The sequence below is a fragment of the Blastococcus sp. SYSU DS0533 genome, from assembly GCF_054050775.1.
Map to the genome: position 1 here is coordinate 41,902 of NZ_JBJGZZ010000004.1, position 19,381 is coordinate 61,282.

The window sequence follows — 19,381 nt, forward strand, 5'->3', positions numbered from 1 at the left end:
CACGGTCCGTCGTCCTCGGACGGTGGAGGGTCACCGGGCCGGTGCCGCCCGCATGTCCGGGGCGGTCGCCTCAGTCGTAGCGCGGCAGCCACCGCCGTGCCTCGTCGTCCACGGTGACCAGGGCGCCCAGTGCGCAAAGCACGCCCACGAGGCCCGTGGTGACCCGGGTGGAGCAGCGGGTGGCGGGCGGGGTGCTCAGCCGGGGGTGTCGACACCGGGTGGCCGGCACGGCAGCATCCGGCGACGTGACCGTTCCCGAACCACACCGCTTCGTGGCCCGCGTCGTCGAGGAGTCGACCAACAAGATCCACGAGGACGACGTCGCCCGGCGGTACGGCTTCTCCGGGGCGCTGGTGCCCGGCGTCGAGCTGTTCGCGCGCACCACGACGCCGCTGGTGGCGGCCTGGGGAGTCGAGTGGCTGTCGCGGGGCCGGATCGACCTGCGCTTCCGGCGGCCCACCTACGACGGCGACGAGCTGCTCGTAGATCCGGCCGAGGGCCGGCTCACGGTCAGCCACCCGTCGGGGGAGGTGCGGTGCGTCGGCTCGGCCGGGTTCGGCGCGGACCGACCCGATCTCACCGGCTTCCGGCAGGTCGCTGCCCCGCCCGAACCGGTGGCCGACCCGGTCGTCGGCCCGATGGGCAGCGTCTCCGAGGCAGGGACCGCGGAGCGCAACGAGTGGTACCTGGATGCGATCGGCGAGCCCCTGCACCCGTACCGGCGGGAGGCGCTGGTCCACCCCGGGCTGCTGCTGCGGCTGGTCAACGAGCTGCTCATGCGCAACGTCGCCCTGGGGCCGTGGATCCACACCTCCAGCGACTGCCGGTTCCTCGGCCTCGCGCGGCTGCCCGTGGAGCTGACCGCGCACGGCGTGGTCACCGACGTGGGCCGGCGTGGCCGCCACGACGAGGTCCGGTACGACGCGCTGGTGCTCGCGGGCCAGGAGCCGGTGCTGCACGTCCACCACACCGCGCTCTACCGGCTGGATGCGGGCTGACGCCCGGCGTCGCGAGCCGGCTCGCGCGGCCACCGGCCCGGCGCGGTGACGTGCCATGCCGCCCCGGCGCGCGTGTGGTCGATGCACCGGTCTCCGCGGGCGCCGGGGCGTCTGGTTTTCAGACCAGCTCGGGGACCCGCAGGTGGTGCAGGACGACGTCGAACTCGGCGACGTCGGTGGCCGACATGCGCAGCGCGCGGCGGAACTCGTCGCGGATGTACATGGCCCGCTGGCGGGAGGCCTCCATGGAGCGGCGGTCGGCGTAGACGGCGGTGAGGGAGTTGTCGCCGGTCTCCCGGTCGAGCATCAGGCTGAGGCTGCAGAAGCCGGGCATCTCGTCCATCCGCGGGATGAGGTCGGTGCGGAAGACGTCGAGGACCTTGTCGAGGGTGGCCGGGTCGACACGGGACCAGGTGACCCGGGCGCAGGAGTCGTCGTTCACGGGGTGCAGCCGGTGCATCGCCACGATCTCCCACTCGCGCACCTCGGGTGCCTCGGCGCCGAATTGCTGGGTCGCGTGCTCGCGCATGGAGCGGACCGCGTCGCGGGTCGCGGCCATCGCGTCCTCGCTCTGCCAGGCGGTGGTGACGATGCAGCGGCCGGAGTCGCGGTCGCACAGCATCGACAGCCCGACGCAGCCGTCCATGCCGCTGACGGCGGGCATGACGTTGTCGCGGACGTCGGCGATGCCGGCGTCGATGCGGGACGGGTCGGCGGTGATCGTGGTGGTGCGGGCGTGCATGACGCCCTCCCTTCCGGGGCGCGCGGCGCCCCGGCGGCGTCCGCCCAGGTCATCGTGCTCGCGTGCCGCCCGCTGTCAACTGGAGCGGGCGCGGAACCCGCCCGCGCCTGACCGCTCCCGGGCGACCGCACCATCTGGAATGGGGCCCGCGGTCGTCGGTCGGCCGGGACGCCTCCGCCCGAGCTGGGCGACCGTGGCCGCCGCAGGTGGGCTTGGCCGGTGATCGCTGCTGCGGTGACCCGGGCGCCGGGCTGGTCGCCGTCGCCCGACCGGGTGATACGGACCGGAACGTGTCACTACCGTCCGGTCTGATCCGCACCGAGGCCGCACGGCCTCTTGGGCTCACGGACGACGGAGGATCGATGAAGCAGGTCGACGGCGGGATGCGCTACTCGGCGACGGACCTGCTCACCTGGCACGGCTGCGCGCACGCCTCCCGGCTCGACGCGTTGGCGCTCCGCGATGCCGAACTCGCCGCGTGGCTCGCCGAGCGATCGAAGGCGCGTGCGGCGGCGATCACCTCCGGTGCGGACTTCCCTGAGCCGGCGAACGTCCGTGGTGACGAGCACGAGCGCGCGATGCGGAACCGGTTGGTGGCCGCCGGGCTGGAGGTCGTGGAGATCCCGCAGCCATCCGGCATGAACGGGCTGCTCGAGGCGGCCCGCACCACCGAGCAGGCGCTGCGCGACGGCGCGGACGTCGTCTACCAGGCCGCGCTGTTCGACGAGCCGTGGTTCGGCTACGCCGACTTCCTGGTGCGGGTCGACGGCGTGCCCAGCCGGTTCGGCGACCACGCCTACGAGGTGCGCGACACCAAGCTGGCGCGCAAGCCCTCGGCCAACGCGCTGGTGCAGATGGCCCACTACGGCTCGATGCTGGAGAGCCTGCAGGGCTGCCCCCCGCCGCGGCTGGTGGTCTGGCTGGGCACCGGCGAGGAGTTCACCTGGGCCTACGACGACGCCGTCCCGTACCTGGAGGAGCTGCGGGAGCGGTTCCTCGCCTTCCACCGCGATCCGGTCGAGACGCTGGCCGACCCGGTCGACGCGTGCGGGCTGTGCCGGTGGGCCGAGCGCTGCGAGGACGAATGGGGCCCCGGCGACCTGCGGCACGTGCACCGCCTCTCCCGCCGGCAGCGCGCGCTGCTGAGGGAGCGCGGCATCTCGACGGTGCAGGCGCTGGCGGCTGCGTCGGGCGACGACCGGCCGCAGGACATCGGCGTGGTGACCTTCGAGCGGCTGCGGGCCCAGGCGGCGGCACAGGCAGGGGCTGACGACTTCGTGCTCGTGCGGCCCCAGCCGCGCGTCACCGGGATCGCCGAAACGCCGGAGCCGCACCCGCTGGACGTCTACTTCGACCTCGAGGGCGACCCGTACGCAGCGATCCCGACGCTGGACTACCTCTGGGCCTACTGCGACGTCGAGGGCGCCTACTTCCACCGCTGGGCGCACGACGTGGAGGGGGAGCAGGCGGCGTTCCGCTGGTTCCTCGACGAGCTGCGCCGCCGGGAGGCGCTCGGCGGTGACTGGCGGGTCTACCACTACAACTCCTACGAGGTCACCTCGCTGGAGCGGATCGCCGCCGCCTGGCCGGGTGCCGCGGAGCGCGAGCGGCTGGTCGCCGAGGTCGAGCACTTCGTCGCCACCCGGTTCGACGACCTCTACCGCCGCGTCGAGGCCGGCCTGCGCACCCAGGACGGCAGCACCTCGCTGAAGATCGTGGAGAAGCTGGCCGGCTACGACCGCACCGCCACGGCGGCCGCGGTCGGCAAGGCCGACGACAGCATCAAGGCCTACGAGGCCTACCTGGCGGTGGAGGACGACGACGCCCGGGCGGCGCTGCTCGAGGGCATCCGCGCCTACAACGAGCACGACGTGAAGGCGACCCGCGCGGTGCACCTGTGGCTGCGCGCGCTGGCTGCCGATCTCTCCGAAGACGACCTGCTGGCCGAGCCGGAGGACGACTACACGCCGCCGGACTCGGTGCTGCAGCGCGCGGCCCGCACCGAGGAGCTGCAGGAGCGGCTGCTCGTGGCCGCCGCGGCGGACCCGCTGCCGTCGGGGTTGTCGGCGGCCGGCGCCGGGATGCTGGCCGAGATGCTCGAGTGGCACCGGCGGGAGTTCGTCGTCGCCTACCAGGATTTCCTGCGGCTGCAGGACTGGGCGGCCGACCACGACGGCGCCACCTCCGAGCCGGCGGCCGAGGTGGCGCGGGACTTCGCCGAGCTCAACGGCGTCCCGGTCGAGGAGACGCGGATCCGGCGCGGCACCGAGCACGAGTCGTGCCTGGTCGACGTGGTGCTGGAGAGGGTGCACCCGCCGGTGACCGGCCGCAAGAACGAGGCGCTGCTGCGCGAGTACCGGGCCACTCCGGGAGCGTGGAAGCTGCGGGCCGGCGCCGACGTGGTGGAGGTCGTGCCGGCGGGGCAGGACCGCAAGCCGCTCGCGGTGCGGCTTCTCGACCACGACCCGAAGACCGGCTCGTTCTCCTTCAAGAGGGGGCAGGTGTCGGCCGAGCTGGGCCCGCTGGTCGCGGCGCCGTTCTACGACCCGGACGCCGTCTGGGAGTCGCTGATGCGGCTGGGGGAGGCAGCGCTGGTCGCCGACCCACCGGCTGAGGCGGTGACCGGTCTGCGGCTGCTGGACCGCGCCGCTCCGCTGGCGGCTGCGCGGATGGCGCTGCGGGCGGGGGAGGAGGCGGCGGAGCGGGCGCGCCGGCTGCTGGGGGAGATGACCGCCGGGGTGCTGCCCGTGCAGGGCCCGCCCGGCACGGGAAAGACGTGGCTCGCGGCGCGGCTGGTGCTCGACGAGGTGGCGCGGGTGGCGGCGACCGGTGGCTCGGCCGCGATCGGCGTGGTGGCCAACTCCCACAAGGTGATCGACCACCTGCTGGAGGGCGTCGCGGCGCTGGCGGCCGAGCGCGGGCTGGACGTGGCGGTCGGGCACGTGGGGTCCGGGGACCAGGTGACCGGTGCGGGTGTCGCGCCGATCTCCGGCGGAAGCCGGGAGCTGCGGCCGTGGCTGGACGGCCACCGCTCGGCCGGGCGGCCGGCGGTGGTGGGGGCGACCAAGTTCGGGTGGGCCCGGCCCGATCTGGCCGAGGCGCTGCACCTGCTGATGGTGGACGAGGCCGGCCAGCTCTCGCTGGCCGATGCGGTGGCGGTGGCGCAGTCGTCGCCGCGGGTGGTGGCACTGGGGGACCCGCAGCAGCTGGCGTCGCCGATACAGGCCAGCCACAGCGAGGCGGTGCGGGTGTCGCTGCTGGAGCACCTGGCGCGGGGGAGCGCGGTGCTGCCGGCCGAGGCCGGGGCCTTCCTCGACGTCTCGCGGCGGATGCACCCGGCGGTCTGCGAGGTCGTGGGCGCGCTGGCGTACGACGGCGCCCTGCAGGCGCACGAGACGGCGGCGGCGCGGGACATCTCGGGGCCGGACGTCGTCATCGGCGGTCACCGGATCCCGCTCCGGCCGGGGGTCGTGTGGCTGCCGACCGAGGCGGCCGAGGAGGCGCAGGCGGCGCTGGTCGCATCGCTGGTGGGGGAGCTGGTGCGGCGGGCCTCGGTGACGGTCGACGGCCGGGCGCAGCGGCTGACGCCCGACGACGTGCTCGTGGTGGCGCCGCACAACGCCCACGTAAACCGGATCCGGGCGGCGCTGGGCGGCAGCGACCGGGTGGGGACGGTGGACAAGTTCCAGGGGCGCGAGGGGCACGTCGTGGTGTTCGCGCAGGGGCGGCCGGCGGAAAAGCCGGGTGACGTGCCGTTCCTCTACGAGATCAACCGGGTCAACGTGGCGCTGTCACGGGCGCGGCTGATGGCGATCGTCGTGGCTCACCCCGACGCGGTGTTCCCGCCGGTGTCGCAGCCGGAGCACCTCAAGCTGGCCAGCCGCTTCGCGCGAGCGGTGAGTGCTCGGAAGGCCGTCGTCGACAGCTGAGTGCGGCAGCGAGACGAGGTGGTGTGTCTCGCGTTGCTGGTCGTCGTCCGGCGCAGCTGCACCGTCACGGCGGACTCCGCTCGCTCGGGGTGGAACGAAGCAGGCACTCGGCCAGGGCAATCACTGGGCCGTTGGTGCGAAGGTCCCTCTGGCGAGACGAAGTCCGGCCCAGGCCAGGGCAGCCCCGAGGACGGCGCCGATGCTGTTGGCGAGCCAGTCGTTGGTCGAGCACGACCGGCCCAATGATGGTGCGAGGGCCTGCAGCAGCTCCACACCGGCCGACACGGCAATAGCCACCGCGGCGACCAGGACGGGGCGTCGGGTCGCGGTGGCGAGGAGCACGACCGGGGCCAGGAACAGGATCACGTTGGCGACGTCGCCGCGGAACAAGGTCGGAACGCTCCAGGCCACCTCGCAGAAGGAGAACGCCCTCCGGTCGTCGGGCCAGGGGGTGAGGCCGGCGGCCACCGCCACGGCAGCTGTCGCCAGCCACCGGGCCGATCGCGGGCGGTTGGCCAGCCACCGGGCGGCCACCGGTGCGGCGATGAGGAGGACGAGGAACGCCGTCGGCTCGAGCCATCGGTGCTCGGCGAGCACGGTGCTGATCACACCCAGGATCCTGACCGTCCGACGACGCCGACGGCGCGACTCGTCGGACGTCGCGATGCAGTCGGAGCGCCGGCGCGGATGTGGTCGATGAGGCGTTCGGCGAGCTGAGCGAGGGCGCGCCGTCGTCCGGCTCCCGGGTTCCCGCGCCGTCGGCACCTACGGTCGATCGTGCGTCCTTCCCCGTCTCCCGGCGCACTTCCGGCAGTACCCGGTCCTCCGCGACCGCGGTTCTGCCGTGCCCGGGTGACGACGCCGCCGGCCCGGTGAGGACGTCGAAGATCGTCGTCCTCGCGTAGGGAGCTGCACAGCGTTGTCCGGTCTGCCGTCCAGCGGGATGCTCCGCGCGATCTCCACCGGCAACCTGCTGGCCGACTGCGAGCGGTGGTGCCGCGAGAACCTGCCGCGCCGGGTCGAGCAGCGCCGGGAGCCGACGCTGCGGGTCGTGCCGCCGCTGGCCGAGCCGACGCCGTCCCGCCGTCAGGTCTTCCGGCCGGGCCCGGGCTGGCCGGGTGTGCCCGTCACGCGCACCGGGAGCTGACCTCCGCGCAGCACGGCGGCGGCGGGCGCCCGGCCGAGGCCGGCGCGGTCGGTGCCGCGCCGGCCGTCGTCCCTCAGGCCATCTCGGGGACGCGCAGGTGGTGGATCGCCAGCTCGAACTCGGCCACGTCCATGACCTCCGCACCCAGCTGCTGGGTGAACTGCTCGCGCATCCCGCGCACGGTCTGGGCGGAGTTCTCCAGAGCCGCACGGTCGTCGTACGTGGCGGTCAGGACGCCCATGCCGGTCTGCCGGTCGCCCATCATGCTGACGCTACAGAAGCCCGGGATGTCGTCGAGGCGCGGAATGAGGCCGGTGCGGAAGGTCTCGGTCGCCTCGTCCATGCGGGTGGGGTCGCCACGGGTCCAGGTGACGCGGCAGCAGGCGCCCTCGGGTGCCTGGTGCGCGCGGTGCAGGAGGGAAATCTCCCACTCCCGGACCTCGAAGCTGCCTCCCATCACCTCGGTGGCCCGCTCGCGCATGGGCATGACCGCGTCCCTGCTGGCGCTCATCGACTCCTCGGAGTCCCAGCTGGTAGTGACGATGCACCGGCCGGAGTCGCGGTCGCAGAGCATGGACAGGCCCATACACCCGGGCATGCTCTGGACGGCGGGCATGATCTCGTCGCGTACGTACGTGATGCCCTCGTCGATCCGCTGCGGGTCGGCGTGGACGGTGGTGGATCGGGCGTACATGCCGCCCTCCTCTCGGGATGGCGGGCGACGCCCCGGCGGCGTCGCCGCCCTGCCGATGCTGCTCCCCTCGGCGGCCGAGGAACAGAGGCCTCCGGACGCCAAGGCGGGGTGCTGGTCGGTCGCGCCCTGTGCCGGTCAGTAGACCGGGAGCCACCGCCGCAGCTCGCCGTCCACCGCGACGGTGGCGTTCAGCGAGCAGAGGACCCCGACCAGCCCGGCGGCCACCCGCTGCAGCAGCGCGTAGTGCGGGGGGATCGACAGCTTCCGCTGGGTGCGCTGAGCGGCGCCGAGCGGGTCGGAGGCTCGCCGTGTCAGCCCCTGCAGCCAGCTGCGGCTGAACGTGTACCGCTCAGTGCGCAGCGGAGGCAGGTAGGGGTCGAGGAGCGTGAGCAGGGCGGCGGGCGTGACGTCGTCCGGTCTGAGCAGGTGGGCCGAGGCGGCGATGTGGTGCAGTTCCGCGGCGTCGCCGTCCCGCCCGGCGGCGAGCAGGGGACCGAGCCGCGGCGGCCAGCCGCGCGGCATGGGCTGGTTCGACCCGAAGTCGAGGACGCCGAGCCGGCCGTCGTCCATGAGCCGGAAGTTGCCGGGGTGCGGGTCGCCGTGCAGCCGATGGGCCCGCTCCGGGCCGGAGGCGAAGAGGCGCACGAGGACCTCGCCGCAGCGGTCGCGGTCGGCCTGGGTGCCGGAGGCGATGACGCGGGACAGGGGAGTGCCGTCGATCCATCGGGCGACGAGCACCTCGCCCTCGACGGCCAGCACCTCGGGCACGAGGACGTCGGGGTCGTCGCGGTAGGCGTCGGCGAAGGCGGTCTGGGCCTCTGCTTCGCGGGCGTAGTCGACCTCCTCGACGAACCGTCCGCGGAGCTCGGTGAAGAGCTGGCGGACGTCGAGGTGGGGGAGCGCGGCCTTCACCAGCGGCGACAGTCCCTGCAGCATGCCGAGGTCGGCGACCAGCGCCTCGGCGGCGCCCGGGTACTGGACCTTGACGGCGACCGGCGTGCCGTCGGACCAGGTGGCGCGGTGCACCTGCCCGATGCTGGCGGCCGCGGCGGGCCGGTCGTCGAAGTCGCGGAACCGCTCACGCCAGCGCGGACCGAACGACGCTTCGAGTTGCTCGTGGACGCGGGCGGCCGGCATGGGCGGCGCCGCCTCCTGCAGCTTGACGAGCGTCTCGCGGTAGGGGCCGGCCAGCTGCTCGGGGAGCGCGGATTCCATGGCGGAGAGCGCCTGGCCCATCTTCATCGCGCCGCCCTTGAGGTGGCCGAGGGTGGCGAACAGTTGCTCGGCGGTGCGCTGCTGCACCTGCTCGGCCACCAGTTCCGCGGGACGGCCGCCGAGGCGCTTGCCGAGACCGAGCGCGGTGCGGCCGGCGTACGCGGCCGGCAGCGCGGCGAGTCGGGCCGTCCGGGCCAGGCGGCCTCGCGCCGGCGTTCCCTCGTCCCGATCCGGCACGGCTACCAGGGGGTGGTCGGCTGGAGCACGGCCTCGGTGAGCGCCTGGGTGCGCAGGTGGGTGACGTCCTGGTACTCGGCGTCGAGGAGCTCGTTCAGGTGGTTGGGCGGGATGCGGGCCCAGGTGACTTGGGCGCCGGCGCCGTCCCCCGCCGGTCGTTCCCGGTGCAGGACGGCGATCTCCCACTCCTGGATGTCGAGGCCATGGGCGCCGAGGACCTGCTTGAGCCGGATGGGGTGGACGTCCTCGGTGGCGGCGCGCATGGCGTCGGCGTCGGCCCAGGAGGTGGTGACGATGCGGCGGCCGCTCTCGCGGTCGGTGAGACAGGCCGATGCAGCCGTCGAACTGCTGGATCGCCGGCATCCCCTCGTCGCGCGTGAACGCGATGCCGGCGTCGAGGTTGTCGGGGTCGGCCTTGATCGTGGTGGATCGAGCGTGCATGCCGCCGCTCCGTCCGCTCGTGGCGGCGCTCGGTGGCGTCGCCACCGAGCTCACCTTGGCCGTGATCGATGTCTGCCGCAACGCCGTATGACCCCGTGCCGGACAGACGGTGAGGTGGCCGACTTGGTTCAGTGGTTGCCGGCCGATCCACGGCGCCGGCGGACGACGGCCTGCGGGAGCGGCTCTGGGAGGAGCTTGCCGACGTGCTGCTTAAGCGCCCATCTCAGATGCGGAGCATGCGTCACTCTCGACGATGGGGATTGCGCGTCCTCCCATGCCGCCTGCGGTCGCGCCACTCTGCGACCGCTTCCGGCACCGACCCCGGCGCGTGCAGACGCGCAGTTCGGCTAAGCCGACAAGACACAAGATCAGCAAAGCGCCGCAGCCCAGCACGTCAGAACGTCGCTCACCCATAGTCGTGACACGATCACTGGGGTCATCGCCTTGGAGCGTCGCGAGGCCTAGTTTGCAAGTGGAACCGCTCGCTAGGAGGCGCAGTGTCAAGCATCAAGATCTCGAACGAGATCGAGTCGGCGTTGCCCAGCGGGCAAGGCCGAGGGGCTTGGCTTGTGCTCGCTGTGGACGGAAAGCGCCAGCATGGCGGCAATGATGGATACGACGACAACCCGAGCGTTTGGTATAGCTGGGACAGCACCGTTCCCAATAGTGCCAGCCTTCAGCCGGGTGATCTGATCGCCGTTTGGGACAAACTCACGCTCCTGGGCGTGTCGGTGATCCAGCAGATTAGAGTCGCAGAAAAGGAAAAAGCGCGGTACACGTGCCCTCACTGCGGGAAGGCAAGCTTCAAGGCTCGGGAAACGGTGACGCCGAAATTCCTGTGCTTCAAGTGCGGCCATCAATTCGATGAACCGGTCGTTCGACATGAGCGCGTGAAGACATTTCGGTCATATCACGAAGCCGCCTGGGTAGACGCGGGCGGCGCCCTCGGCGGCGCCGAACTACGAGCTTTGTGTGAGAGCCCACGGGCGCAAAACAGCCTCCGTAGGCTGCGGCAGCGCGAATTCCTTGACGTCCTCGACCGAGTGGTGCCCGCCGCCCGTGACTTGCTCCAGCACCCTGCCCTAGACCATCGGGACGGGGTTCCAGGGGGGCACAGGCGGGCGATAGCCAGAGTCCGTATAGGGCAGGCTCGGTTTCGCGCCCGGCTGCTCCACGAGCAAGGGGAGATCTGTGCCTTCTCTGGCCCCATGCCAGCGGCTGCCCTTGACGCTGCTCACCTTTACAGCTATGCCCTGGCGGGCGTGCACGATGCTGGCGGGGGACTGCTGCTTCGTCGAGACCTCCATCGACTCTTCGACCTAGGTGATATTGCAGTCGATCCTGCGACGCGGCGGGTAGACGTACGGCGTGCCCTGCGCAGGTTTCCTGAATACGGTCGCCTGCACGATCAGAACGTAAAGGTTCAGCTCACAGGCCAACAGATGTCTTGGATCGCAGAGCATTGGGCGGCTCATCGCATGACATGACTTTATCTCGGGTGCCGACGCGGCCACGGCTCTATCCATGAGAGAGCCGTGGTGGCACCTCTGGTCACCCGCAGGCACGCAATCCATCAGTCATCGTCTCCGATGCAGTTACTGATTTGTGCGCGACGAGAGAATAATCGAGGGATCAATGAGTACGTCGAGCAATGCTGTCCAAGCTGCATACGGCATGTTTGTGGGACTGTTGCGTCAGGACCAGTCCCCCGAGGCGGCCGAGGCCGCCATGCGGGACCTGATCCCCGATGGGGAAGTTGTCACGGCAGCGGTCAAGCGGTACCACGAGACTGCACAAGGGATCGTCGCGGCCCGCGACCCCAACAGCTTGGTGGACCCGAAGAAGATCATTCCCTGGTACACCGGCTCGCGCCCCGCCGACGATTTCTGGCCGGCTTTGGACCACGCCTTCACGGAGGCCGGATCGCTGGGAAAGGACGGTCTCGAGTCGCTCGATCGTGCATCCACAAAGGTCGTCGCGAGCCTGCCAGCGCCATGGCGGCGGGAATTCCGTGGTCGAGGTCTAGTACTTGGCTACGTGCAGAGCGGCAAGACGTCCAACTTCACCGCCGTCATCTCCAAGGCGGCCGACGCGGGGTATCGCCTTTTCATCGTCCTCTCGGGCATCCACAACAATCTCCGCCGTCAGACGCAGGTACGCCTGGACGAGCAGCTCGTGGCACTTAACCCCAAGCGCTGGATCGGTCTGACGAATAATGCTGCCGACTTCGGCAATCCCGGCAATGCCGATGCGCTCCTGGCGCAGGACCAGCTCCGAGTGCTGGCCGTGGTCAAGAAGAACAAGACTCGCTTGACCAACCTGTGTGAGTGGCTGGAGACGGCGTCACAGTCGACACGCCAGAACTGTCCAATCCTGATCATCGATGATGAGGCTGATCAGGCGAGCGTGAACACCAGGGGAGCCGACCGAGCGGCGATCAACAAGCTGATCCTTCGGCTGCTAAACCAGCCAAAGGCCGCCTACGTCGGCTACACGGCAACACCCTTTGCCAATATTTTCATCGACCCCTCGGTCCCTGAGGACCTTTATCCCAGCGACTTCATCGTCGACCTTCCTCGTCCGGATGCCTACTTCGGAGCCGAGCGCCTGTTCGGTCGCGAACCGTTGACAGAGGAAGAGGCAGAGGCCGGGTCGGACGGGCTCGACGTGGTATCGCCGGTTCCGATGGAGGAGGCGGCGGATTTGCGGCCCCCGCGCAAGAAGGCCGATCGAGACTCCTGGCACCCCAAGATCACGCCAACTCTCGCAGAGGCAATCAGCTGGTTCATACTTGCGACCGCCGCTCGCCGTGTCCGGGGACACGTCAATCGGCACTCATCGATGCTGATCCATACCACACAGTTGTCGTCGATCCACTTCCGCTACCGCGCCCCTATCGAGGAGGTCGTTTTAGGCCTCCGGCGCCCCGACGCCCAGACGGCGCTCCGCGAGGTCTGGGAAAGGCAGGTCGCTCGCGTTCCTGCGGAGGAGCTCGGAGAGGTTCCTCTCAATTTCGAGCAGGTTGCCGCCGAGATCGAAGGAGTGCTCGACGACGTCAAGGTTGTGGTCGACAACTTTCAGAGTTCCGATCGACTCGACTACGGGGACACCCCACAGGTAGTCATCGTCCTGGGCGGGAACACTCTGTCGCGAGGTTTGACCCTCGAGGGCCTCGTGGTCAGCTACTTCCTACGTACGGCAAGTGCCTACGACACGCTCCTCCAGATGGGGCGGTGGTTCGGTTACCGTCCCGGCTATTCGGACCTACCCCGCATCTGGATGACCGAGGACCTGGCCGAGTATTTCCAGTTCCTAGCCACGGTTGAAGCGGAGATAAGGCTGGATATTTCTCGGTATGAGCGTGAGGACCTCACGCCTAGCGAATTCGCTGTCCGCGTTCGGACCCATCCCCAGTTGGCGATCACCTCGGCTCTCAAGATGAAAGCCGCCGAAGACGTCGCGGTGTCGTACAGCGGCAGGCGGATCCAGACGATTCTGTTCAACCACCGCGACCGTGACTGGCTCGCCGATAATCTTCGAGCAAGCCGTCACCTCATGGCCGCGGCTCATCGCGCAATCGGCACGGCGCCTCGGGAGACGGGAAGCAACCGGTACGTCTACGACGGCGTTCCCGCAGAGCTCATCCTTAAGTTCCTGAGTGAGTACAGGTTCCACCAAGACGCCCAAGATCTCGTGTCTGACCGCATCGCGGACTACATCCACAGGCAGCACGAATACGGGGAGCTTAAGGAATGGAACGTCGTAGTCGTGACTCGAGGGCCGAATTACGGCGGTCGCCTGATCGATCTCGGCGGTGGCTTGCCGCCCGTTGGGCTCATTAATCGGGCGGCCATGAAGATCGTCGCTAAGCCCCATGCCAACATCAAGTCGTTGATGTCACACGAGGATCGGGTGGCCGACCTCCACATGGATGCCGCCAAGGTAAAGGCGATGTCGGACGCTGAGCTACAGGAGTCTCGACCGGCAGGGGTGGGACTCGTTGTCCTGTACCCCATCGACAAGGATTCGAAGCCGAGACAGAGGGCCCAAGCGTCCGACAAGCCGCAGGTCCGGACGGACCTCGACGCCGTTGAGGATGTCATGGGGGTCGGATTCGTCTTCCCCGAGGCAACGGTCAAGGACTCGGCGGTGTCCTACAAGGCGGTCGGTCTGCCGCTTGGGGACGTCGAGGAGTTCGATGATGTGGATGAGGCAGAGGTCACGGACATCGAAAGCATGGACACGGAGTCCAGCCTCGACGGCATTGAGGCCTGAGTGCGCGACGACCTTTCAGCTGCCTTTCACGCGCTATCGCAGTATCACGCCGCGAGCCAGCTGCTCATGTTGTCGCACCTGTCAGTGGACACGGCCGCGGGGAAAATTGCGGCTGCCGTGGACCACGACGGGACGCGCCACCTGTTGTTGCCGATCCCCATCGGTACGCCCGTGGCGACCGACCGGCGTTCCAGGTCGGTGACCATTGAGCGCCGTGAACTGATCGTCGACGGCGAACGCTGCTGGTTCATCGACGTGGCCTGCCAGCAACCGGCCTTGAACGATCTCTTCGAGCGGCTAGCTGTCGAGATCTGCGAGCGCGTGGCTGCAGAACCCGAGGACTACCTCGTCATTCCGGGACGAACCTTGTCGCGGTGGCGGCAGCTTCTGGAGGCGGGCAAGGAACCCCTCACTCCCGGACAGGTGGTAGGTCTCTTCGGGGAGCTCTGGGTGCTTAGAGAGATGGTCGCCGAGGACCCACTGAGGCGCGTGGATCACTGGGTGGGTCCGGACAACGCCGTGCATGATTTCCGGCGTGGCCGTGTGGCCGTAGAAGTCAAGACGTCCACCACTCGGAACGGGCGCATCGTCGAGATCCATGGCGCTGATCAACTTGCCGTGGCCGCTTCGGACAAGTTGATCCTCGTCTACCTCCGAGTCCGTGAAGCGTCGGAAGGCATCAACTTGAGGAAACTAGTGACAAGTCTGGAAGCGCAAGGCGTCGACCCCGTCAGTCTGCGGGGGCGTCTGAACGCCGCCGGCGTCCCGTTAGACCTCAACAGTCCGTCGTATGAAGTGATCGAGGAACGGTGGTTCACCGTCCGCGACAGCTTTCCCCGCATCATCCCCGACTCGTTCCTCGGTGGTCGAGTTCCTGAGGGAATCCTGTCCCTTAGCTACCGTCTGGATCTCACGGGCCCTGAGCCGGTGCCCTTGGAGGCGGAGGCACGGTCGGATATCCTCAAGGAGATGGCTGCCACGTGATAACGCTGGACCATTTTGCTGAGCCGCGGGCCGCACATGGCGGTCTCGCCGGTGAAGGTGCGCTCAACTTGCTCGGCCGCCCTGACCTGGACCGCTATGTCGTGCTCGTTCGGGAGGCAGTGCAGAATAGTTGGGACGCGCGTTCCGGGCGAGTGCCCGTAACCGTCTCCGTCAAGCTCAACCACCTGTCCACCGAGCAGCGTGCCGCGCTTGGCGACGAGGTATTTGCCCAGTTGCCCCCCAAGGGGGTATTCGGCGGCGCCCTAGAGGGGACGGAGGCGGAGCTCTCCAACGTCCTCCGACGAGCCGACCTGCAAATCCTGTCGATCACTGACCGAGGAACGACGGGCCTCGGGGGCCCTCTGCGTGCGGACCGGCCGCCAGATACGGATGCTATTACGGATTTCGTGGACTTGGTGTTCAACATCGGGCAGCCATCCGACAAGGACCTCGGTGGAGGGACCTACGGCTTCGGCAAAACGATCAGCTACCTCGTCAGTGACTGCCGGACCGTAATCATCCACACGAGCACTGAGCATAAAGGCCGAATCCAACAAAGGCTAATCGCACAGACAATAGGCCGACAATACGCCTACAAACAGCGAAACTACACGGGGCGCCACTGGTGGGGCGCTCGGAAGAACGGTGAAGCGATCGAGCCTCTGACGGGTGATAGCGCTCGACGGCTTGCTGCGCGCATCGGTCTCCCGGCCTTCTCGGGCACGGAGACCGGTACGACGATCGCCATACTTGCGCCCGACCTGGGGGATCAAACCGCTAATCAGGTCGCAAACTACATCGCTGAGGCTCTTGCCTGGAACTTCTGGCCGAAGATGATCGGAAGCGGCGGAGCGCAACCGGACATGCGCTTCGATGTGTCCGTCGACGGGCGGGAAGTCGATGTTCCCGACCCTCGGTGTACGCCACCGCTGTCGGCGTTCGCGGGAGCTCTCGACGCCGTTCGTTCATGTGACAGTAGGGGTGCTCCAGTCAAGGAGTTTCCTCTGCACCACATCCAGCATGTTCGGTCCCAACGTCCGATCGCCGATCTCGGGTGGCTTGCCATGGGGGCGGTTCCGGTAGAGCAGCGCACAGCCACGGACTGCGGTCTCGATGACCACGGGCAGCCGCGTACTGCGGCAGCTTTCACGGGACCTGCTCATCACGTCGCGGTGATGCGCCGAGCGGAACTTGTGGTTCAGTACAGGCCCGGGCCCGTGCTGGCGAACAAGGCTCTGGAGTGGGCTGGGGTCTTCCGGACATCAGAGGAAGTCGATGGCGCGTTCGCTGCCGCCGAGCCTCCCACGCACGACGACTGGCGACCAAACCTCGTCAGTGAGAAGCGGCAGCGCACATACGTGAATGTCGCCCTGCGCGAAATCAAGTCATCCGCAGAGAGTGCTTTTGCGCCAGTGGTGCGCCCAGGTGTGGAAACGGCCAGCGCTTCGGGTGTAGTGATCGCTGATCAGCTGGGCGACCTACTTAGTGTGGTCTCAGGCAACGGACCGTCGAAGCCCGTTCCTCGACCTAGGGGTCACCGGACCGCCGGCAGTCCGACAGCGAAGGTGGACGTCGGTAGGCGCTGGCTGGAGGCGGGGCCCGCTGGTGAGACTCACCTGTGCATCGAGTTTTCAGTCATTGCCAAGGGAGGAAGCGAAGCCACTGCTGTTCATGCTGTTGTCGGGGCGGCGGGTCCGGACGGCTCCTCCATGGAGAAGGAGGCGCCGGTCGGGGCTCCGATTCCCAGCATCCTCGGTTACTGGCGAGGGAGCCAGCGAATCGCCGATGACGTGCTAGAGGTACGTGCTGGTGACCGCGCGAGGTGGTGTCTCCGGGTACTTCAGCCGCCGGACGTCGGCACCGTCGTGAACCTGAAGGCGGATCCGCTGGACGGTGCCGCGTGAGGCTGGTTGCACTGCCGTACCTCCAAGCGGAGACAGGACCGGAGTGTGGAGAGTGGATCATCGAGGCTGGTGGAAGCCGGAGACCCATACCGCCTCTCCTCAAAGGATGGGATTACAGCACCGCCCTCGGGCTGGAGTGCATCGTTCGCGTGCCGCGCTCGCAGCTTCTGTCGGAGTGCGGACTCGCCGAGGACGCTGAGATCGCACTGGCTGTTCTGTGGTCGTCGTCCTCCACCAACCTCCGACGTCTCGGCGCGAAGATCCCTGTCGCCGACGACCGAGCGATCAAGGCCCTATTCGAGATCCCGCCGGGCATAGCTGGCGGGCGCTTGTCGATCGAACGCCTCCTCGTGCTGACCTCGGCCGGAACTAGTCGGAATCCCCTCGCGGCTCGGCGGCCAGGTTCAGTCCTGTGGCGCGAATCCCCCGCGGAACAGGCCGTCTGTGTTCTCGAGGGTGATGCCTCGCGGTTCCCGACAGACGTTATTGATTTCGAGCAGTCAGGACTTGGCGAATCGGGAGGTGTCTGGTGGCTTCACCACGACCTGTCCGACCTTGACGCGAATCCTATGGCTTGCCTTCGGATCCGCATTAATAGTTCTCATCCCGCCGGGGCCAAGCTCGTCGAAGGAGCTCCTGAGTCAGAAGAGGCCAGGAGCGTTCTCTACTGGGACGTGCACCGTAGCTTGGTGCATGCGGCCCTAGACTCCGACGAGTTTGTGGACAACTGGGGAAACTTCAGGCTCGGCTCCTTGGGGTACACGTTGGAGCAGTTGTGCCGACGCCTTTGGCCCTATGAGGACGCCAGGGCCCTCCGAGCGGCCCGCGCCAGCAACCGGCCGAAGTTCGAGGCCGCGATGCAGGCGCGCATCGGACTGTTCTCGGGTACGGAGGAGTAGCCGTGTTTGTTTACCCCCGCCTGTCGGACGCTGCCGCCCATGAGCTCCTTGCTCAGTACGCCGGCCTCGGCCCCCTAGAACTCCGGACTCGCGCCGGATTAAGGCATCCGGACGCTGCGCCCGTCCCAGTGGGTGGGCCGCCGGTCCCAGAGGACGTCATCGCTCATGTTGCGGAGGGACTCCGGGAACTGGCGGACAGCCTAGGCTTTCCAGAACCGCTGAATCGTGCCCGGGTTGGGGACTTCGACAAGCCCGCCACCGCGCTCGTCCACCAACGGATGCGCATCGTGCCCTCGGATGCGGCGTCAGACGGCGTGTGGAGTTTCCTAGCGCTAGTCGTTCTCCCAGACGTGAGCATCTGGCGATGGCCGGCGCGAGCAGAAGAGCGGTTGCTTGGCCGCCCGCGGAACGTCCTTCGCAGGCTCTGGTGGCGGGCCGAGGTCGTGGGTGTCGACCTGATCAACTGCGCTGACGGCCTCGGAGAAGACGAGCTCGTCAACATCATGGAGCGACCCACTTTGTCTGCAGACCGCCGGTTGGCCCAGCAGATGGGGGACGCCATCGTGAAGGGTCCGCGAGCGAGTATTGCGCGCAGTGAACTGATGAGAGACTTCGCCAAGCGCATGCTGCGGACCCAGGGCGCGTTCTGCATGGACGTCCTGTCCGACGAGGATCTGCATACAGTCGTGCAGCGAGAGCTTCAAGAGGCTCTGGCCGCCCTCACGGGTGTTCCCGTTCCAAGGAAGCCTGTCGAGGACCCAGGACCTGTGCGCCCCGTAGTCGACACCGGATACCCCGTGGGCTTCGGAATCACGATCCCCTCGTGGGCCACGCCGTACGTCCATGGTGTGGCTCATGGAAAGGCTTCCCCGGCCAATTGCCGTTTCCGCCCCGACAGTCCGTTGGCCGCTCGGTATGTGACCCGATACTTCGAGCGCCTGATACGCACAGAAGCTCCGGTTCACGTCGAAATGCTCTACGACGCCTTTCACAGAGACTGGGAGGTCGATCCGTATTCGGGCAAGATGCCCGAGGCGCTGGACCGAGCGCTGCGACGGTGTTCAGTCGGCGGGCAGCGTGTCACAGTGGGCGAAGATGGCTTCGTCCGTATCCCTGGTGAGACATTCGATGCTGTCCGCTTCCCAGCGGGGGAGGGCGTTCGGCCACCAAGGCTGGTCCCTCCCGAGGAGATCCGGCTTGCGATCGACCACCTGCGGCGGGAAAGTCCTGCCGCCACGCCAGACCGCCTCCTCCAAGAGCTTTGCGAGCTGTTCGAGTGGCCGTCAGCGGAGCATGCAAAGCCGCTTGTCGAGGATGCGGAGGCGTCATGACCGGACCGCTGGCGCCTCCGATCCGCCGTCCATAGGAGGGGTGCAGGCCTCCCTGGGACGGCGTGCACGTCGGGACATGCGCATACGCTCGGGCTGTGTCGACGGGAGTGCGGGATGCGTGAGCGTCCGCAGCCGCGCGATGCGCAGGTGAGCTTGCAGATGCAGCGGATGCCGCGTCGTGACACCGGACCTGAAGTCGCGTTGCGCCGGGAGCTGCACGCGCGTGGTCTGAGGTTTCGGACGCAGTACCGCGACATCCCTGGCCGACCGGACATCGCCTTCACGCGGGCGCGTCTGGCAGTCTTCGTTGACGGCTGCTTCTGGCACAGGTGTCCTCAGCACTCCAGCCTTCCCAAGACGAACGCCGCGTGGTGGGAGGCCAAGCTCGAGGGGAACGTCACACGCGACCGTCGACAGGACCAGCAGCTGCTGGACGCCGGTTGGACTGTCATACGCGTTTGGGAACATGAGCCTGTCGACGTCGCCAGCGACCGCATCGAAGCCATGTGGCGAGCCTTGCTGGGCGAGCCGTCGCGCATCTGAGCTGCTCGTGTGAGAGCCTGGACCGTACGTAGTGACGAGGAG

General features: G+C 68.5%; 16 protein-coding genes. 11 read left to right on the forward strand and 5 right to left on the reverse strand.

Going from position 1 to position 19,381, the window contains the following annotated elements:
• Positions 1–245 precede the first annotated feature (245 nt).
• Positions 246–998, forward strand: a complete 753-nt coding sequence (locus ACI79W_RS06695) for a hypothetical protein (RefSeq protein ID WP_456561297.1) — start codon at positions 246–248, stop codon at positions 996–998.
• Between the two features lie 118 nt (positions 999–1,116).
• On the opposite strand, the gene ACI79W_RS06700 is transcribed toward ACI79W_RS06695, so the two are convergent.
• Complete coding sequence (locus ACI79W_RS06700; protein ID WP_456561298.1) at positions 1,117–1,740, reverse strand: antibiotic biosynthesis monooxygenase; 624 nt, start codon at positions 1,738–1,740, stop codon at positions 1,117–1,119.
• A gap of 362 nt (positions 1,741–2,102) precedes the next feature.
• Between ACI79W_RS06700 and ACI79W_RS06705 the strand changes: the two genes are divergently transcribed.
• A complete protein-coding gene (locus tag ACI79W_RS06705; protein WP_456561299.1) occupies positions 2,103–5,669 on the forward strand; it encodes a TM0106 family RecB-like putative nuclease in 3,567 nt (1,188 codons plus the stop codon).
• Between the two features lie 120 nt (positions 5,670–5,789).
• Here the strand turns inward: ACI79W_RS06705 and ACI79W_RS06710 are convergent, their stop codons facing one another.
• A complete protein-coding gene (locus tag ACI79W_RS06710) occupies positions 5,790–6,278 on the reverse strand; it encodes a VanZ family protein (RefSeq protein ID WP_456561300.1) in 489 nt (162 codons plus the stop codon).
• Between the two features lie 310 nt (positions 6,279–6,588).
• Here ACI79W_RS06710 and ACI79W_RS06715 point away from each other — a divergent pair, with 310 nt between their 5' ends.
• Entirely contained in the window at positions 6,589–6,816 is a 228-nt protein-coding gene (locus ACI79W_RS06715) for a hypothetical protein (protein WP_456561301.1), read from the forward strand.
• A gap of 73 nt (positions 6,817–6,889) precedes the next feature.
• Here ACI79W_RS06715 and ACI79W_RS06720 read toward each other — a convergent pair whose 3' ends face one another.
• From ACI79W_RS06720 to ACI79W_RS06730, 3 genes are all read right to left on the reverse strand, one after another.
• Positions 6,890–7,510 carry an antibiotic biosynthesis monooxygenase gene (locus tag ACI79W_RS06720; RefSeq protein ID WP_456561302.1) on the reverse strand — a complete coding sequence of 207 codons (621 nt, stop codon included), beginning with the start codon at positions 7,508–7,510 and terminating at the stop codon, positions 6,890–6,892.
• Between the two features lie 135 nt (positions 7,511–7,645).
• Positions 7,646–8,962, reverse strand: coding sequence for an ABC1 kinase family protein (locus tag ACI79W_RS06725; protein ID WP_456561303.1), 1,317 nt, complete (start codon positions 8,960–8,962; stop codon positions 7,646–7,648).
• 2 nt (positions 8,963–8,964) lie between these two features.
• Complete coding sequence (locus ACI79W_RS06730; protein WP_456561304.1) at positions 8,965–9,225, reverse strand: hypothetical protein; 261 nt, start codon at positions 9,223–9,225, stop codon at positions 8,965–8,967.
• A gap of 68 nt (positions 9,226–9,293) precedes the next feature.
• Between ACI79W_RS06730 and ACI79W_RS06735 the strand changes: the two genes are divergently transcribed.
• From ACI79W_RS06735 to ACI79W_RS06770, 8 genes are all read left to right on the forward strand, one after another.
• Positions 9,294–9,494, forward strand: coding sequence for a hypothetical protein (locus tag ACI79W_RS06735; protein ID WP_456561305.1), 201 nt, complete (start codon positions 9,294–9,296; stop codon positions 9,492–9,494).
• Between the two features lie 406 nt (positions 9,495–9,900).
• A complete protein-coding gene (locus ACI79W_RS06740; RefSeq protein WP_456561306.1) occupies positions 9,901–10,890 on the forward strand; it encodes an HNH endonuclease in 990 nt (329 codons plus the stop codon).
• A gap of 187 nt (positions 10,891–11,077) precedes the next feature.
• Positions 11,078–13,678 (forward strand): Z1 domain-containing protein, encoded by a 2,601-nt coding sequence (locus ACI79W_RS06745; protein ID WP_456561307.1) that lies wholly within the window; start codon positions 11,078–11,080, stop codon positions 13,676–13,678.
• A complete protein-coding gene (locus tag ACI79W_RS06750) occupies positions 13,679–14,662 on the forward strand; it encodes a PD-(D/E)XK motif protein (RefSeq protein WP_456561308.1) in 984 nt (327 codons plus the stop codon). It begins immediately after the preceding gene.
• Complete coding sequence (locus tag ACI79W_RS06755; protein ID WP_456561309.1) at positions 14,659–16,566, forward strand: hypothetical protein; 1,908 nt, start codon at positions 14,659–14,661, stop codon at positions 16,564–16,566. The genes ACI79W_RS06750 and ACI79W_RS06755 overlap by 4 nt, the downstream gene beginning before the upstream one ends.
• Complete coding sequence (locus ACI79W_RS06760; protein ID WP_456561310.1) at positions 16,563–17,465, forward strand: hypothetical protein; 903 nt, start codon at positions 16,563–16,565, stop codon at positions 17,463–17,465. The genes ACI79W_RS06755 and ACI79W_RS06760 overlap by 4 nt, the downstream gene beginning before the upstream one ends.
• Positions 17,466–17,467: 2 nt before the next feature.
• Positions 17,468–18,796: a hypothetical protein gene (locus tag ACI79W_RS06765; RefSeq protein WP_456561311.1), complete on the forward strand. Its 1,329-nt coding sequence runs from the start codon at positions 17,468–17,470 to the stop codon at positions 18,794–18,796.
• 114 nt (positions 18,797–18,910) lie between these two features.
• The gene (locus tag ACI79W_RS06770; protein WP_456561312.1) at positions 18,911–19,339 is read left to right on the forward strand and encodes a very short patch repair endonuclease; all 429 of its coding nucleotides are present in this window, start codon (positions 18,911–18,913) and stop codon (positions 19,337–19,339) included.
• Positions 19,340–19,381: the final 42 nt, after the last annotated feature.

Bases quoted from the DNA above. Each gene is read 5' to 3' on its own strand.
- ACI79W_RS06720 (WP_456561302.1), bottom strand. From the start codon at position 7,510: ATGTACGCCCGATCCACCACCGTCCACGCCGACCCGCAGCGGATCGAC.
- ACI79W_RS06730 (WP_456561304.1), bottom strand. From the start codon at position 9,225: ATGCGCGCCGCCACCGAGGACGTCCACCCCATCCGGCTCAAGCAGGTC.
- ACI79W_RS06705 (WP_456561299.1), top strand. From the start codon at position 2,103: ATGAAGCAGGTCGACGGCGGGATGCGCTACTCGGCGACGGACCTGCTC.
- ACI79W_RS06770 (WP_456561312.1), top strand. From the start codon at position 18,911: ATGCGTGAGCGTCCGCAGCCGCGCGATGCGCAGGTGAGCTTGCAGATG.
- ACI79W_RS06735 (WP_456561305.1), top strand. From the start codon at position 9,294: ATGCAGCCGTCGAACTGCTGGATCGCCGGCATCCCCTCGTCGCGCGTG.
- ACI79W_RS06745 (WP_456561307.1), top strand. From the start codon at position 11,078: ATGTTTGTGGGACTGTTGCGTCAGGACCAGTCCCCCGAGGCGGCCGAG.
- ACI79W_RS06700 (WP_456561298.1), bottom strand. From the start codon at position 1,740: ATGCACGCCCGCACCACCACGATCACCGCCGACCCGTCCCGCATCGAC.